A 15,197-nucleotide genomic window follows, 5' to 3' on the forward strand; every position below is an offset into this window, starting at 1 on the left:
TAAACTTTTACAATAACTCACCTGTATCTACGTCCAAAGCTTTATACCATGCTATTAATTTAACGCACAAACAGCACCGTTTGCATAACGGAGTCATGCAGGAGAGATTATGATTGATACGGGTTTAATGATTGGGCATTTTCAGCCGCTACATTTAGGTCAGATGCGCAGTATCTTGGCTGCAGCGGGGCAAGCAAAAAGTCTGCATATTGTCATCACAAAGTATCCTGAGCCGCATCCAGATTTCGATATCACCTTAAAAGATAAAGCACGCTGGCTACAGATAGCTTGTGCTGACTTGCCCTTTATTCACCTGCATATTAGCCAAGAGATTGCGCTGCCTATTCATGATAGCTTTGCCGATGTTGCTATCGATATAGCCACAACTAATGCCAAGCTCACCCATATCGTCAATGAGTTAGAGCTTGCTAGCGATACCGCGTTATTCGTCGCGGATAATCACCCTATAGCGCAAAGCGAGGTCAAATCCCAGCTCAACATGCCCATATTAACTACACCGCTACAGCCAGAGTTTGACTCTCATACCATCGCAAGTAACCCTATCGCGCATTGGGCCGCGATTCATCCAGAGGCGCGCGCCAACTATACCAAGACTGTCGCTATCGTCGGCGGCGAGAGCTCAGGCAAGACCACTTTGGTACATAAGCTTGCTAACTATTACGGCGCTAGCTTTGCTTTAGAGATGGGTAGAATTTATGTCGGCACCGATTTGGGCGGTAGTGAGATCGGCCTGCAATATAGCGATTATGGCCCTATCGCGCTCGATCATGCTGAGGCTATCCGCCAAGCTAAGATCAATGCGTCCGCACCTGTGACTATCGTCGATACTGACTTTGTGACTACCCAAGCTTTTTGTGAAGAGTATGAAGGCCGTACTCACCCTTTCGTTGGCGCTTGTATTAACGAGTTTCGTTTAGACTATACGGTGATGCTCGATAATAATACGCCTTGGGTCGATGACGGTATGCGCACGCTCGGTAGCGCAGAGGCTCGCGGTCGCTTCGAGCAGCGTCTTTTAGATATTTTTGCTCGACATAATATCGAGCCGCACCTTATCGACGCGCCAGATTATGACACGCGTTATCGACAGGCCGTTGAGTTTATCGATAAGCATATCTACGGCAAAACATTTTAGAATAAATAAAATAGCAGCAAGTATCATGCATAACGCTTAGACATCGATAACCCCACAACTCCAATAAACGCAAGACTTAAAGGATAACTACCCTATGCGCATTCAGTTACTAGACGACATCACTGGCAAGTGGTCGCTACAATGGATTATTATCTGGTTTATCTCAGGGGTCATAGCGCTAAGTACAGGGTTTTGGCTCACCACTGAGCATAGCACTCTAGATTGGTTTTATTTGGGCGTCTCTTTTATTGGTCTGATCTGCGTGGTGTCTTTATCGTTTCGCAAAAACGTCGCCGGTAATGGTTTTGGTATGGCGGCAACCGCCGGTGAAGTGGTGGTACAAGGCACAGCAGGTTCAGTCGGGCTGATGCTAGCGCCTTTGTTTAACTTTTTCACTCACCTTTATGGCCTATTTTATTGGTCAAAGAATACCGACGCTGACGGCAACATGATACCCAAATCAGCGAACAAGTGGGTCTGGCTCATTACCATTACCTTTATGGTCATTGGCCTAGCGCTCTTCCCTACTGTCAACAGGCTACTGGCAAGCTACGGTTATGCAGTTGTCGAAAACGATAGTAGTTTATTTTTGGGCGTGATCTCTTTTTTCTGGATTAACGTTATCGCCTTTATTCTTTCTATCACCGCGCAAGCAGCGATGATTTTGCGCTACTCCTTTAACTGGTGGTTATGGATTATCTCCAACTTCGTATGGCTCACGGTGAATCTCATGACGGGCAATTACATCTTTGCGATTCAAACCATGGTCTATCAAGTCAACTCCTTTGTCGGGCTTTATGAATGGTATCGCAGCGAGCAAGACTTAGTGAAAGTACAACGTAAATAGGATCAACTTAAATCCAAAACTAAAGCTTGTTGGAGCTAGAAAGTGGTGCATCACTTTGCGATAGTTTTGAGATGATAACGCTTAAAGCATCTCCTTATGACGCTAGGGTTTACTCGATAAAGTGGTAGCGCGCGCTAAATAATGCTAAAACTAAGGGTATGGTTATCGTTTTACCTCATAAACCAACGGTATTTTATAGACAACAACAAGGAGGTTAGTATGTCTCTTAACTCTAAATCTCATAAGCAGCAAAAAATGTCAAAACGCTCGCTTGAGCAATGGCTTAGCGAATATGCAGTCAGCCATCAAAACTTAATCAATAAGAAGATCCACTGGATGGCAGTACCGACTATTTTTGTTAGTATCTTAGGCATGGGTATGTCGCTATCGGTTTGGATTACCTTAGTACTAAGCGCTTTAGTACTGCTGTTTTATATGCAGCTGTCAACGCCATTATTTTTAGCGATGGGCATGTTTATCCTGATTTGCTTATCAGTGATGGCAGCGCTACCTATCGGCTTTAAGGTTTGGGCCAGCATCTTCGTGGTCGCTTGGATCGGCCAGTTTGTCGGTCATAAGATCGAAGGTAAAAAGCCCTCTTTCTTTGAAGACTTACAGTTCTTATTAATTGGCCCAGCTTGGGTGGTCAATAGCTTAATGGGTGGTAAGAATAAGCAAACGGCTTAGAGCGTTCTATCTTAGATACAAAGCTACGGCTTTTGCTTTAGCCCAGCGTCTCATCTTTGCAAAGATTTTATTACGGCTAAATAAGCAAAAAAGCGCGATCTTGCTAGCAAGATCGCGCTTTTATTTGCCTTAACATCAGCTACTGTAGTTTTAAATATAGGAGCTGATAAAGTGTCATTTATTTAACTCAGAGTCTGCACGCCGCCGCCATTGACAAACAAGGTCTGACCGCTGACCCACTCTGAGATTGGCGCAGCAAAATAGAGCATAGCGCCTGCGATATCGTCCGCTTCACCTAAGCGCTTAATTGGCGTATGTGAGAGCATTTTTTCTTCAATTTCGGGCGTCAGCACTGATTTTAGCGCATCGGTACGCGTGGCTCCTGGCCCGACCGCATTAATACGCACCTCAGGGCCGAAGTCATGTGCTAAGTTCGCAACCATATGGTTGACCGCTGCTTTGGAGGCAGCATAACCACTCATATTAGGATCTTTATTGACACTCGACATTGATGTGGTAATGACAATAGAGCCATAGCCTGATTTTTTCATATGCGGCACGCATAACTGACATAAGCGCCAGCCACTAAAGACATTTAGCTCAAAATCGCGGCGAAAGTCATCTACCGAAATCTTAAATGGATTTTCTTTACCGCCACCACCGCCGCCCGCGTTATTAATCAAGATATTGACCGTGCCAAACTCACTGACCGCTTGCTCTACCATGGCTTTTAGGTCATCATCTTTTAAGATATTACACTCGATCGCTAGGGCTTTAACGCCAAAGCCTTCAATCTCTTGGGCAGCGGCTTTGGCATCGTCTATTTTTAGATCAGCGATGACAATGTTAGCGCCCGCTTGCGCCAGTCGTAGGGCGCTTGCTTTACCGATACCGTTAGCGCCGCCGGTGACGATAGCGATCTTGCCTGATAGGTCAAATAGCTCGTTAAACGTTTTATCTTTAAATTCTGGCATAAAAAATGCTCCTATTTTAATTATGATTTGTTATTAGGCTTGGGTAAACTTGCAGTGACGATTATCTTAATTTTATTAGTCTAAAACTTATACTTTAAGTATCGCTTAAAGATTACACAATTCATTATGCTGTGCTAACCTCAAGTAGATATGGCAAGTTGACTGACTTTTTGTAACCTTATTACGTCACAGCGCAGCCTTTTAGTATGCTGCAAACGCGATATATTAGATTTGTACCCTAGTATTTGTGGCAGTATGATAATTAGGGCGCGTTCAACACGCTCTAGCATGAGATTTTCAAGCGTTCCATAAACTCACCGATGAAACAAGGATGTAAAATGGCAAACTGGTCAGAAGGCTATATCAGCGATATCAACTATACTTATGGCTATTATTCAGAGCTCAACCCTAATAGTGTCAAAATCCCCTTTCTAATGGCGGGACTAGATGCACCTAAGTTCACGACTGCTTGCGAGCTAGGTTTTGGTCAAGGTATGTCTATTAATGCTCATGCCGCAGCCTCAGACGTCGAATGGTATGGCACCGACTTCAATCCCTCACAAGCCAGCTTTGCCAAAGAGCTCTCTAATATCTCAACAAGCAACGCGCATCTGTTTGATCAGTCTTTTAGCGAATTCTGCAACCGTGAGGATTTGCCCGATTTTGATTTTATTGGCCTGCATGGGATCTGGTCCTGGGTCTCTAACGAGAACCGCGAAGTTATCGCTGATTTTATTCGCCGCAAATTAAAGGTTGGCGGCGTCCTCTATATCAGCTATAACACTTTGCCAGGTTGGTCAGCCGCTTCTCCTATACGTCATATGCTCACCGAGCACGATCATATGCATGGTAGCCGCGGACAAGGAATGGGAAAACGTGTCGAAGCTTCCATTAAGTTCACCCAAGAGCTATTGACGCTTTGTCAGCCGCTCGTTCAACAAGTGCCTTCTATACCCAAGCGCTTAGACGATATCAGCCAGCAAAACCCCAATTATTTAGCTCATGAGTACTTCAACCGCGATTGGCAGCCGATGTATTTTTCTGAGATGGCAGATTGGTTGTCTCCGACTAAGACTAGCTTTGCTTGTTCTGCCAATTTTTTGGAAGACTATAAGCCTAGTAGCTATAACAGCGAGCAGCTCAACTTTATAGAAAGCTTAGACGACCCTATGTTCGCCCAAAGCGTCAAAGACTATATGCACAATAAGCAGTTTCGGCGCGATTATTGGGTAAAAGGCGCGCGTAAAGTGTCTACGGCCAAATTAGAACAAACGTGGCACCAATTACGCTTTATGATGATCAGTAGCGCCGAAGATATCAAATATGAAGTGAATGGCGCGGCTGGTAATATCAGCCTACGTGAGGATATTTATAAACAGATCATCACCTTACTTAGTGACTATCAAATTCACCAAGTAGCGTCGCTACAGCAGCAACTGCCAGATGACTTTCAGCAAAGTTGGCTGTTTGAGTCTTTGGCGATTTTATACAGCCAAGGCGCTATCGTGTTGCTACAAGATGACGATACCATCGACAAGGTGCGAGAGCGCTGCAATAAGCTTAATGCCTATGTCATGCAGCAAAGTCTAGTGAGTCCCGAGCTCAACGCCTTAGTAAGTCCATTGACTGGTAGTGCGCTGACTTATAGCCGCTTCCCTTTGATATTCTTGCACGCTTACACTCGAGGTAAAAACACGCGGGAACAATGGGTTGATTATGCTTGGCAAGCGCTGAAAAAAAACGGCCAACTGCTGCTCAAAGACGGTAACACTCTAAGAGAAGAAAAAGATAATATTGCGGAGTTAAATCGTATGGTTGAGGACTTTGAAAAAAACACGCTACCCCTCGCTAAGCGCTTGCAAATCGTTACTTAATGCTCAACCTCAATGATTAACGCTCAAAAAATGCAGACAAAAAAAACCCTCACTATCGATATAATAGTGAGGGTTTTTGCTATGTATCTTATAGATAATATCTATAAGATACAGTAGCCATATTTGGAGCGGGATAAGAGATTCGAACTCTCGACCCCAACCTTGGCAAGGTTATGCTCTACCACTGAGCTAATCCCGCATAGATCAAAGCGTATCATTAATTTATATTAATTACTACGTCTCGATAGGTTGGCTATTTTAGCAACTATTCTGCCGGTGTCAATATATTTTTTTGAATTTTTCTCAATTTAATAGCTTTCGCCGCTGCAAAACTATCAGGTATTCGTTTATCTATTTGATAATTTGGCTTTTATTGAACCATGTACTATTGAGATTTGGCTTTGATTTAATTTATAAATTTAAGCTCTGCTGTCAAACATTGCTTACGCTAGAGATTTACTTACATTTGCACGTAGTAATGTTACTTTTACTGCACTGGTCTTGTTACGGTAGGCTTATTATACTATTGCATATCTTAGACTAGATATGCTTGGCTTTATATTTGTTTTATTTTGATTTTAATCATTAGTATTAATTATTAACAGCGAGGATGTTTACCATGAAAAAATTGCTTACTACGTCACTGATGGCGGTTTCATTATCAACACTTGGGCTTGTCGGTTGCACGAGTACCACTAGTACAGGCGCTGTTGGCGTCGATCGTCAGCAGTTGTTATTAGTATCTGATGAAGAGGTTCTGCAACTTTCTGCTAAAAGCTATAATCAAGTGCTGCAAAAAGCGCGTCAAGAGAGAGTTTTGGATACCAATCCAGCGCAACTTCAACGTCTAAAAAGAATTGCCAATCGTTTAGTAGGTCAAGTGAGTGTTTATCGTCCTGACGCTGCTCAGTGGAACTGGGAGGTTCATACTATTAAGTCAGAACAGCTCAATGCTTCAGTGTTACCAGGTGGGAAAATCCTATTCTATTCTGGCATTATCGATCGTCTCAACTTAACCGATGATGAGATTGCTGCCATTATGGGGCATGAGATATCGCACGCGCTGCGTGAGCACTCGCGCGAACGTATCTCGCGGGAATATGCCACGCAGACAGGTATCGGACTTGCTGCCAGTGTCTTCGGTCTTTCGCAAGGTCAAGCACAGCTAGCTGGTCTCGCAGGTGATCTAGGTTTGAGCCGTCCGCATAGCCGCACCCAAGAGTCTGAGGCGGATCAGATTGGGCTTGAGCTAATGGCACGTGCCGGCTACAACCCGCAAGCCGCTATTACGCTATGGCAGAAGATGCAACGCGCTAGCCAAGGCGAGCCACCTCAGTTCTTAAGCACTCACCCGACTAGTGGTACACGAATCTCGCAGATGCAAGCGTTAATGCCTAAAGTGATGCCACTGTATCAAAAAGCGCGCCGCTAATTACTAATATTAATAGCCTCAATAACAGGGTTTGGATATATATTCATGCCCTGTTTTTTATGGCGAATGTTTTTTGTGATAAAGATAAGCATCCTAAGGCTCTGACAACGACAGCGTTTAGCACTTGCTAGCTTGGCTCTGTTATAATAGCTTTCTCTGTTTTTTGTTATCCACTTATCAAGTCTATACATTACTGACTGTTGAAGGACTGTTATGACCACTACCGGACCTACTGCTATCGAGCTTAAAGAAGTTTTGCAGGATTTACAGCCGCAATATCTGGACTTGATCAATGAATCTATGAATCACGCCGGCTACTTTGAGGGTAAAGAAAGCCACTTCAAGCTAACGGTAGTTAGTGAGGCCTTTACAGCTAAGCGTTTAGTGGCGCGTCATCAGCTGGTCTATCAGCTAGTAGATCCGCTACTGACCTCTCAAGGCGGCACTGTGCATGCGCTAGCGATTCACGCTTATACTCCTACTGAGTGGCAACAGCAAACCCAAAGCCCTGAGAGTCCCCTGTGTGCAGGACAAAATAAATAGACGCTATCACTGTGATAAATGAGCTTAGACTGACTAGTGCTGAGCGTTACTCTACAAGGAATAGGATTAAATGAAACATCTGCATACGCTACTGGTATTTATACTAATCGGGCTATTTATCTACCAGAGCTTTTTGGTGTTAAGCGCTAATCGTCGCGCCCCGCGTCCGGTGAAGATTGCCAACCATATTTTATATGCCTTAGTGATACTCTCAGGTGCTTGGATGCTGATACAGCTGATGAGTGTTAACGCGCCTGTACAGTGGGTATTTGCCAAAATTATATTGTTAGTCGCGGCGATCAGCGCTAGCGTCAAAGCTTTCAACGTCAATGCTGCACCAAGTCAAAGTAAAATCGGTATTCTTATCGCCGGTGTCGCTTATATAGGTATTGTTATCTTAGCTTACGCAAAACCCAGTAATTTGTTTTAATATCAGTGAGTGCGCTATTTTTAATATCATAGACGCTTTATATTTGCTATCTTAAATACCTCCTACTGGTTCAACGGAGTTTTTATGAAAACCTTTACCGCAACGGCTATACTTGCAACCGCTGGCATCTTTGCTCTTTCAGGCTGTGCAACCAGTGGCAACCTAACCCCGCAATATGTACCGCCAAGCACTTATCAAAGCTACGACTGTCAAGCGCTGAGCCAAGAGTACAATCGCGTTGAGCGCTACGTTAACGCTACGCAAAAGCAGCAGTCGACTTTATCTGCCTCAGGAGTAGGCGTTGGCGTCTCTGCAGGACGCTGGGGTATCTCACCTAATATCAGCTTTGGCGTTGGTAGAAGTAACGATAATAAAGCGCGTGATGCCAAGCTATCGCGTCTATACGGCGAAGCGGACGCTATCATTCAAACCGCGCGTATAAAACGCTGTAGCTTCGCGAATGGTATTAAGATCTATGGTGAGTAGTACTAGTACTTATTAAAAAACCCTAAAGCTGCTTTACTTCCATAATGAGCTTTAAAGCTAAAAAGCCAATACGCTATCAACGTATTGGCTTTTTTATTGTTATTCATCTAATTATGAACCTTATTACTGCAAGCTTTTCACCCACTGCACGATTTGATCCCTAGGCAGCGCTCCTGATTGCCGAGCGACCTCTTTACCCCCTCGGAAAGCCACCATCGTCGGTAGACTACGAATATTATAAGGCGCGGCCGCTTGCTCGTATTTATCGGTTTGCAGTTTGGCAAACACCACTTGCGGCAGCTGACTGGCCGCCTCTTTGAATTGCGGCGCCATCATCAAGCACGGCTGACACCAGCTCGCCCAAAAGTCTACGATAGTAAGCACATCGTTCTTTTGAATCGTCTTAGCTACGGTTTGCGCCGTCAGCTCTTGCGGACTTGCTGTCAATAAAGACTGTCCACATTTGCCGCAGTTAGGCGCGGCACTGAGACGATCGCTTGGCAGACGATTGGTCGCTTGGCAGTTGGGACAGATGATATGCAAACTATCGGTACTCATAAAATTAGTCCTTCTTTATTTATTATGTTTTCATTGATTTGTTTATATTACCAATGCAAAAACTTAGCTCAATTTATTATTCTAAGTTGTTTAAGCAGTATCTTCTATAGCTTTTTCTTAGCCGAGCCGCTATAAACGTAGCTCATAGGTTTTGGCCCAGGTAAGTATTCTTCGCTCAACTCCTCGATACTAAAACCACCCGTTTTAATCAGCGCAGCAATGTCACGGTCTAAATGACAGCCGCCCGCCATAGGTTTCCATAGCGGTGTCAGACGGCGCTGCCAACGCTCTACGCTCGCCTCTGGTGCGAGACCATGCTCACAAAACAGTAGCCGCCCCTCAGGCTTGAGTACCCTTGCCATCTCTATTAACGCCGGTATCGAATCATCAATGCTACATAGCGTAAAGGTCATCACGATGGTATCGAAACGCGCACTTTCTGCATCAATCTCATATATATCAGCGGCGATGATCTCAATCGGAATAGCAATTTGCGCGGCACGTTTATAAGCTAATGCCTGCATTTGCGCGGCAGGGTCAATACCGATGATAGAGCTGACTTGACTGGCATCATAAAACTCTAAATTAAGACCGCTACCTATGCCGATCTCTAGCACCTCCCCTGTCGCTTGCGGCACAATTTTGGCACGTGCTTTCATCACTTGTCCGGTACCGCACGCCATATCGATCATCTTCGGTAGTACATATTGCTGATAGATATTCATGGCGTTCTTCCTCAATTTAGCTTTGGCAAGTTGTCATTTTAGCGATTAGCCTAGCGCATTAATAGGCACTTTTAGATAACGAATGCCATTGGCCTCAGGCTTTGGCAACTGCCCTGCATCAATATTGACCTGTACTGAGGGAATAATCAGTCTTGGCATGGCAAGGGTCGCATCGCGGCGCTCACGCATCTGTACAAACTCCGCTTCATTGATCCCGTCTTTGACATGGATATTGCCTAGCTTTTGCGCAGCAACGGTGGTACTAGGGCAATGCTTGCGGCCTTGACTAGGATAGTCATGACACAGATAAATCAACGTATCTTCTGGTAGAGACAAGAGCTTTTGGATAGATCGGTAGAGCGTCTTGGCATCGCCGCCTGGGAAATCACAACGAGCCGTGCCTACGTCTGGGGCAAAGATGGTATCGCCGACAAACACGACGCTCTTTTCATTATCAGTAGCCACATAAGCCATATCTGCAGGTGTATGCCCTGGTACATGTAGAACGCTTATTTCGATACCACCCAACTGTAAAACACTATCTTCATCGGTCAAGATATCGAATTGGCTGGCATCAGTGCGAAAACTGGTATCGAAGTTATAAACTTGCTTAAATATCTTTTGTACTTCAGTAATATATTTGCCGATGACCAACTGGCCGCCAAGCTCGTCTTTGACATGGATGGCTGCGGATAAATGATCGGCATGAGCATGAGTTTCGATAATATAAACCAGCTGCCAGCTCTTATCGCGCACAAACTCAAGCACCTCATCGATACTGTCTGTGCTCGTCCTACCCGACTTGGCATCGAAGTCCAATACCGGGTCGATAATCGCACATAGCTGCTGATCGCTATCTGCTAAGATATGAGTATAAGTTTCGGTATCCTGATGTAAAAAAGAATGTACTTGCATGCTTACCTCGTTTTATTGATGATTCAGTTATTCTAAGCTTAGAATTTATTGTTTTTATAACGCTTAACTCTATAGCACTAATATAACATCTATACTACTATTTATAAATTTATATAATGTAATTTATGATAATATAGTTTATTATAAAGCGTCTTAGCTTATTGAATGTTAGAATACTGATAATTAATCTTTGAAGGCGGTTAGTCATTGCCAAATACTGCCAGCCACTATTAGGGCGTGCCCTAGTAATAGGGCCAAAATTTATATCAATAAGATAACCGTGATATTCCAAGGAGATTACTCTGACTACTTCTACCTTAGATAAGAGGTCATCGACCCATACAGGGGATGACACCACGCAGGATTTGGCAGCTATTGACTTAGCCAAGCAAATGCAACAGTCCTCACAGCAAGCCAGCCAGTTGCTCAAGTCACTATCGCATCCTGATCGCTTATTATTACTTTGTCAATTAACCCAAGGCGAGTACTGCGTAAGCGAGCTTGAGACTTTAGTCGGTGTCGGTCAACCGAGCCTATCGCAGCAGCTCGGCATCTTGCGTAAAGACGAGCTAGTAGCGACGCGCCGCGAAGGTAAGCAGATTTACTATAGCATCGCCAGCGACGATGCCTTGGCAGTGTTGCAGCTGCTATATCAGCGCTTTTGTGTCAAATAGCTTTAAGAGTCTTGATGAATTCTAAGCTCTTTATAGCTCTCATTTGCCACTGAACAAGCAAAACTGTATTAGGATAGACGTACTGATATGTCCTCTATTGCCACTCGTCTGATACCGGCTTGGCTGCGTCACTACCAGTTGGCGGCTCTGCCTGCTGATGTGATTGCTGGGCTAGTAGTCGGTATCTTAGTGATACCGCAAAGCTTAGGTTATGCGGTGCTTGCAGGACTACCACCTGTTTACGGTTTGTACGCGGCTATTGTGCCCGTTATCGTCTATGCGTGGATCGGCTCGAGCAATGTACAAGCGGTCGGCCCCGTGGCGATCACTGCGATTATGACCGCTAGTGCTTTGAGCACTTATGGCGATCAAGGAGCTGAGCAATATGTACTGATGGCAAGCCTGCTTGCCCTAATGGTAGGCGCGTTATTATGGCTTGCAGGCGGGCTAAAGCTTGGCTGGATTATGCAGTTTATCAGTCGCGGGGTCTCCGCAGGCTTCATCAGCGGCGCGGCCGTACTTATCTTTGTCAGTCAGCTCAAATACCTCACCGCTATCCCAGTCACTGGTAATAGCTTGATAGGTTACTTGTCCAGCTTACAGCAGTTCGCGCAGCAGCTGCACCCGCTGACCTTGGCTATCGGTATCGTCTCTTTTTTATTACTAATCGCCAATCGTTATGGCGGCAAATGGCTTTGGCGCTCTTGGCTATCGGCGGCTTATGCCAAGTGGGCTGAGCGCCTGTTTCCGCTTATTTTATTAATGATCGCTATTTTACTCAGCGTGGTCAGCCACTGGTCCGCTCATAACGTCGCCACTATCGGTAGCATTCCACAAGGCTTGCCCAGCTTGACGCTACCGCATCTGCCAGACTTACGCGAAGCGGCAAACCTGCTACCCACCGCAGGACTAATGGCGCTGATTGTGTTCGTCTCTAGTAGTTCAGTCGCTAGTACCTATGCCCGACTGCGCGATGAGAGCTTCGATGCCAATCGCGAGCTGACCGGCTTGGGACTGGCGAATATTGCAGGCGGTCTATTCCAGAGCTTTGCGGTAGCTGGCGGTTTTTCGCGTACGGCGATTAATGCCGACTCAGGGGCTAAGACGCAGTTGGCAAGCTTCGTCACAGTAGCAGTCATGGTCGCGGCTTTGATATTCTTTGGTCATATACTTGCGCCCCTACCCTACGCGATTCTTGGCGCAATCATCATGGCCTCTATCATCGGTTTAATAGATATCGCAACTTTGAAGTCGGCTTGGCAGCGCGATCGCTTGGATGCCGCTAGCTTTATCGCTGCGTTTGCAGGGGTATTGATATTTGGTCTCAATACTGGTCTAGTCATCGGTCTAATGGTGTCTTTTGCTAGCCTGATTTGGCAATCGAGTCATCCACACGTGGCTATTGTCGGTCAACTGGCAGAGACCGGGCACTTCCGCAATATCCATCGCCATAGCGTAGTCACTTATGAGCATCTGTTAATGATACGTATCGATGAGAGTTTGTTCTTTGGTAATACTGACTCTATTCATCGCCGCATTCTGCAAGCGACCAAAGACTATAGCGACGCTCATGAGATCATCCTGATTATGTCAGCGGTCAATCACATTGATCTCACCGCGCAAGAGATGCTGATTACCTTAAATAGAGAGCTTGCCGCCGATGGTAAGCATTTGCATTTTAGCTTTATCAAAGGCCCGGTGATGGATAAGATTGAGCATACGCCGCTGATCACGGAGCTATCAGGGCAAGTGTTTTTAAGTACCAACGCGGCGGTAAATGCTCTAAAAGATCTGTAACCACTCAATTTTTTAGTAATGACGATACTTTATTGTTATTATAGTCTTATCTCTTATGTATCTAGTGCATATCGTTTTACAATGAACCGTTACTTACCACGTTTAAACCCTTTTAACTTTCTTGAGATAACCGACTGAATTTATGACTGACAACCTCACAATTTATAAGCAAATATATCCATCGCAATGCGCGAAGCTTGCGGAGCTTGGCTATCGCTCAGTCATCAATATTCGCCCTGATGATGAGCATATCACACAGCCGACGAGCCTTGATTTGGCAAGTGCTAGTCAGCAAGCCAATTTGGCCTATCAGCATTTGCCATTCGATGATGAGCGTCTAAGTAAGATGACGGTTGAGCAATTCGCTAGCTTTTATCACGCCTTCCCCAAACCAATATTGATGTTTTGTGGAACGGGCGCGCGCGCCAAACTCTTATATCAAAGCGCCCTGATGCAAGGTCTGCTATAAACTTTACATAGCTTATCTTTTATTCTAAAGCGTTTCATCCTACCCTACTTATTGAATGTTTCACCTCCCAAACCCTTTGTATCAATAATAAAAAAGGAGCTCGTATGAGCCATCAAATCAGTATTACCGGTCAAATCACCCCTGACCAAGTGCCAATGATCGCCGAAAACGGCTTTAAGACCATTATTAACAATCGTCCTGATGGCGAAGAACCCAACCAGCCCGTCAACGCTGATATCGAGGCCGCGGCAAAGGAGGCAGGACTGGCTTATAAAGAAGTGCTATTTGCCGGTAATGAGCTCAGTCAAAATCACGTCGAAGAATTCGCGGATTTCTTTAATCAAGCCGAGCAGCCGATCTTGATATTCTGCCGTACCGGTAATCGCTCAACAGGCATTTATGAAGCCGCTAAGCAGATGGATTTATTAGATGACTAATGTTTGATGATTAAGATAGCCTTACTCTATTACTGATAACAAAACGCCCTTTCAAATCTGAATGGGCGTTTTTTATTACTTGATACCTATTTTATTGTTTGATAAACCTTAAGTAATTAAAGATTAGACAATCAAAGCAAGACTACTTAAGATCACACACACTTTTCATAGTACCTAAGATAAAATTTGATACATGCTATAAAATTCAACAACTAATAAAACAAGGATAGTATTAGTAAAATATCATTAGCTTGTGTTATCTTCAGTCGCATACGATAAGTGATCTTACAAGGACTGTTTTATGAATAGTATCGCCTTAGCCCTACTCCCTCTAGCGCTTGCCTATATTATGTTCACCTTGGGTACAGGACTAAAATTAAGCGATTTTAAAGTGATTGTCGCCCATCCCAAAGCCTTTTTTGTCGGGTTAGTAAATCAAGTTATCTTAGTGCCGTTAGTGGCTTTAGCAGTAGTCTTAATCACTATGCCGCCGCCAACTATCGCCTTCGGCATTATGCTAATCAGCTTCTGTCCAGGTGGTGTGACCAGTAACATGCTGACCTTTTATGCCAAAGGTAATGTGGCGCTCTCTATCGCATTGACCGGTGTCGTCAGTCTGCTCTCAGTCATCACTTTGCCTATCTTAATTACTTTAGCATTTGATCACTTTATGCAGGACCAAGCAGGCACGGTTAGCGCGGTAAAAATAGGTCTAGTAATGTTTTTATTGACGGCGCTGCCTGTGACTTTGGGTATGCTCGCTCGCCGCAAATTCACAGGCTTTATGGAGCGTAAAAGTAATATTCTAAACGCTATAGCTAGCCTCTTATTTGTGCTGGTTGTCCTAGCGGCAGTAGCGTCTAACTGGGAGTTACTCAAATCACAAGCGACGGCAATCGGCTTCGAGCTTATCTCAATTATTATTATATTATTTGTGCTAAGTATGGTAATAGCTAGAGCCTTCAAACTGAATTGGTTCGATACTAAGACCATCTCGATAGAGACCAGTATTCAAAACAGCACTACCGCTATTACTTTAGCGCCCATTATTATGGGAGCAGCAGCGGGTCTACCTGCTATCGCGCTACCTGCTGCTGTCTATGGCGTGCTGATGTATTTAGTTGCTCTTCCAGTGATTGCGGTTATTCGCAATAAAAACTAGCTTAAATCGTACTAGAGCGACCTTCCATAAA

General features: G+C 44.6%; 17 protein-coding genes and 1 tRNA gene. 13 read left to right on the plus strand and 5 right to left on the minus strand.

The window, feature by feature from the left end; translation table 11 throughout:
- The first annotated feature begins 109 nt into the window (after positions 1-109).
- The 3 genes from nadR to ACS8E3_RS04475 all read left to right on the plus strand — a co-directional run bounded on the left by nadR (position 110) and on the right by ACS8E3_RS04475 (position 2,690).
- Positions 110-1,156, plus strand: coding sequence for a multifunctional transcriptional regulator/nicotinamide-nucleotide adenylyltransferase/ribosylnicotinamide kinase NadR (nadR, locus tag ACS8E3_RS04465; RefSeq protein WP_439241659.1), 1,047 nt, complete (start codon positions 110-112; stop codon positions 1,154-1,156).
- Between the two features lie 94 nt (positions 1,157-1,250).
- On the plus strand, positions 1,251-2,003 hold the full coding sequence (gene pnuC, locus ACS8E3_RS04470; protein ID WP_439241661.1) for a nicotinamide riboside transporter PnuC: 753 nt from the start codon (positions 1,251-1,253) through the stop codon (positions 2,001-2,003).
- 219 nt (positions 2,004-2,222) lie between these two features.
- Entirely contained in the window at positions 2,223-2,690 is a 468-nt protein-coding gene (locus tag ACS8E3_RS04475; RefSeq protein WP_439241663.1) for an Mpo1 family 2-hydroxy fatty acid dioxygenase, read from the plus strand.
- Between the two features lie 182 nt (positions 2,691-2,872).
- Here ACS8E3_RS04475 and ACS8E3_RS04480 read toward each other — a convergent pair whose 3' ends face one another.
- Positions 2,873-3,664, minus strand: coding sequence for a glucose 1-dehydrogenase (locus ACS8E3_RS04480; protein WP_439241665.1), 792 nt, complete (start codon positions 3,662-3,664; stop codon positions 2,873-2,875).
- Positions 3,665-4,002: 338 nt separating this feature from the next.
- Between ACS8E3_RS04480 and ACS8E3_RS04485 the strand changes: the two genes are divergently transcribed.
- Positions 4,003-5,538 carry a class I SAM-dependent methyltransferase gene (locus tag ACS8E3_RS04485; protein ID WP_439241667.1) on the plus strand — a complete coding sequence of 512 codons (1,536 nt, stop codon included), beginning with the start codon at positions 4,003-4,005 and terminating at the stop codon, positions 5,536-5,538.
- A gap of 124 nt (positions 5,539-5,662) precedes the next feature.
- On the opposite strand, the gene ACS8E3_RS04490 is transcribed toward ACS8E3_RS04485, so the two are convergent.
- Positions 5,663-5,737 (minus strand) — tRNA-Gly (locus ACS8E3_RS04490).
- A 420-nt stretch (positions 5,738-6,157) separates the two neighbouring features.
- Here ACS8E3_RS04490 and ACS8E3_RS04495 point away from each other — a divergent pair.
- The 4 genes from ACS8E3_RS04495 (at position 6,158) to ACS8E3_RS04510 (ending at position 8,429) form a co-directional block, all read left to right on the plus strand.
- Positions 6,158-6,970, plus strand: coding sequence for a M48 family metallopeptidase (locus ACS8E3_RS04495; RefSeq protein ID WP_439241669.1), 813 nt, complete (start codon positions 6,158-6,160; stop codon positions 6,968-6,970).
- A gap of 213 nt (positions 6,971-7,183) precedes the next feature.
- Positions 7,184-7,513: a BolA family protein gene (locus ACS8E3_RS04500; RefSeq protein WP_439241671.1), complete on the plus strand. Its 330-nt coding sequence runs from the start codon at positions 7,184-7,186 to the stop codon at positions 7,511-7,513.
- Between the two features lie 70 nt (positions 7,514-7,583).
- Positions 7,584-7,943 (plus strand): SirB2 family protein, encoded by a 360-nt coding sequence (locus ACS8E3_RS04505; RefSeq protein WP_439241673.1) that lies wholly within the window; start codon positions 7,584-7,586, stop codon positions 7,941-7,943.
- An 84-nt stretch (positions 7,944-8,027) separates the two neighbouring features.
- Entirely contained in the window at positions 8,028-8,429 is a 402-nt protein-coding gene (locus ACS8E3_RS04510; protein ID WP_439241675.1) for a hypothetical protein, read from the plus strand.
- A 123-nt stretch (positions 8,430-8,552) separates the two neighbouring features.
- Here ACS8E3_RS04510 and trxC read toward each other — a convergent pair whose 3' ends face one another.
- The 3 genes from trxC to ACS8E3_RS04525 all read right to left on the minus strand — a co-directional run bounded on the left by trxC (position 8,553) and on the right by ACS8E3_RS04525 (position 10,627).
- Complete coding sequence (trxC, locus tag ACS8E3_RS04515; protein WP_439241677.1) at positions 8,553-8,987, minus strand: thioredoxin TrxC; 435 nt, start codon at positions 8,985-8,987, stop codon at positions 8,553-8,555.
- 104 nt (positions 8,988-9,091) lie between these two features.
- Positions 9,092-9,712: a class I SAM-dependent methyltransferase gene (locus ACS8E3_RS04520; protein WP_439241679.1), complete on the minus strand. Its 621-nt coding sequence runs from the start codon at positions 9,710-9,712 to the stop codon at positions 9,092-9,094.
- 45 nt (positions 9,713-9,757) lie between these two features.
- Positions 9,758-10,627 (minus strand): MBL fold metallo-hydrolase, encoded by an 870-nt coding sequence (locus tag ACS8E3_RS04525; protein WP_439241681.1) that lies wholly within the window; start codon positions 10,625-10,627, stop codon positions 9,758-9,760.
- Positions 10,628-10,992: 365 nt separating this feature from the next.
- On the opposite strand from ACS8E3_RS04525, the gene ACS8E3_RS04530 reads away from it, so the two are divergent.
- From ACS8E3_RS04530 to ACS8E3_RS04550, 5 genes are all read left to right on the plus strand, one after another.
- Positions 10,993-11,301 (plus strand): ArsR/SmtB family transcription factor, encoded by a 309-nt coding sequence (locus ACS8E3_RS04530; RefSeq protein ID WP_439241683.1) that lies wholly within the window; start codon positions 10,993-10,995, stop codon positions 11,299-11,301.
- An 87-nt stretch (positions 11,302-11,388) separates the two neighbouring features.
- A complete protein-coding gene (locus tag ACS8E3_RS04535) occupies positions 11,389-13,098 on the plus strand; it encodes a SulP family inorganic anion transporter (protein WP_439241685.1) in 1,710 nt (569 codons plus the stop codon).
- 142 nt (positions 13,099-13,240) lie between these two features.
- The gene (locus ACS8E3_RS04540; RefSeq protein WP_439241687.1) at positions 13,241-13,567 is read left to right on the plus strand and encodes a protein tyrosine phosphatase family protein; all 327 of its coding nucleotides are present in this window, start codon (positions 13,241-13,243) and stop codon (positions 13,565-13,567) included.
- A 104-nt stretch (positions 13,568-13,671) separates the two neighbouring features.
- Entirely contained in the window at positions 13,672-14,004 is a 333-nt protein-coding gene (locus ACS8E3_RS04545) for a protein tyrosine phosphatase family protein (RefSeq protein WP_439241689.1), read from the plus strand.
- 301 nt (positions 14,005-14,305) lie between these two features.
- Positions 14,306-15,166 (plus strand): bile acid:sodium symporter family protein, encoded by an 861-nt coding sequence (locus ACS8E3_RS04550; protein ID WP_439241691.1) that lies wholly within the window; start codon positions 14,306-14,308, stop codon positions 15,164-15,166.
- Positions 15,167-15,197: the final 31 nt, after the last annotated feature.

Source organism: Psychrobacter sp. 2Y5 (assembly GCF_051847375.1).
In the GTDB taxonomy this organism is placed as follows: domain Bacteria; phylum Pseudomonadota; class Gammaproteobacteria; order Pseudomonadales; family Moraxellaceae; genus Psychrobacter.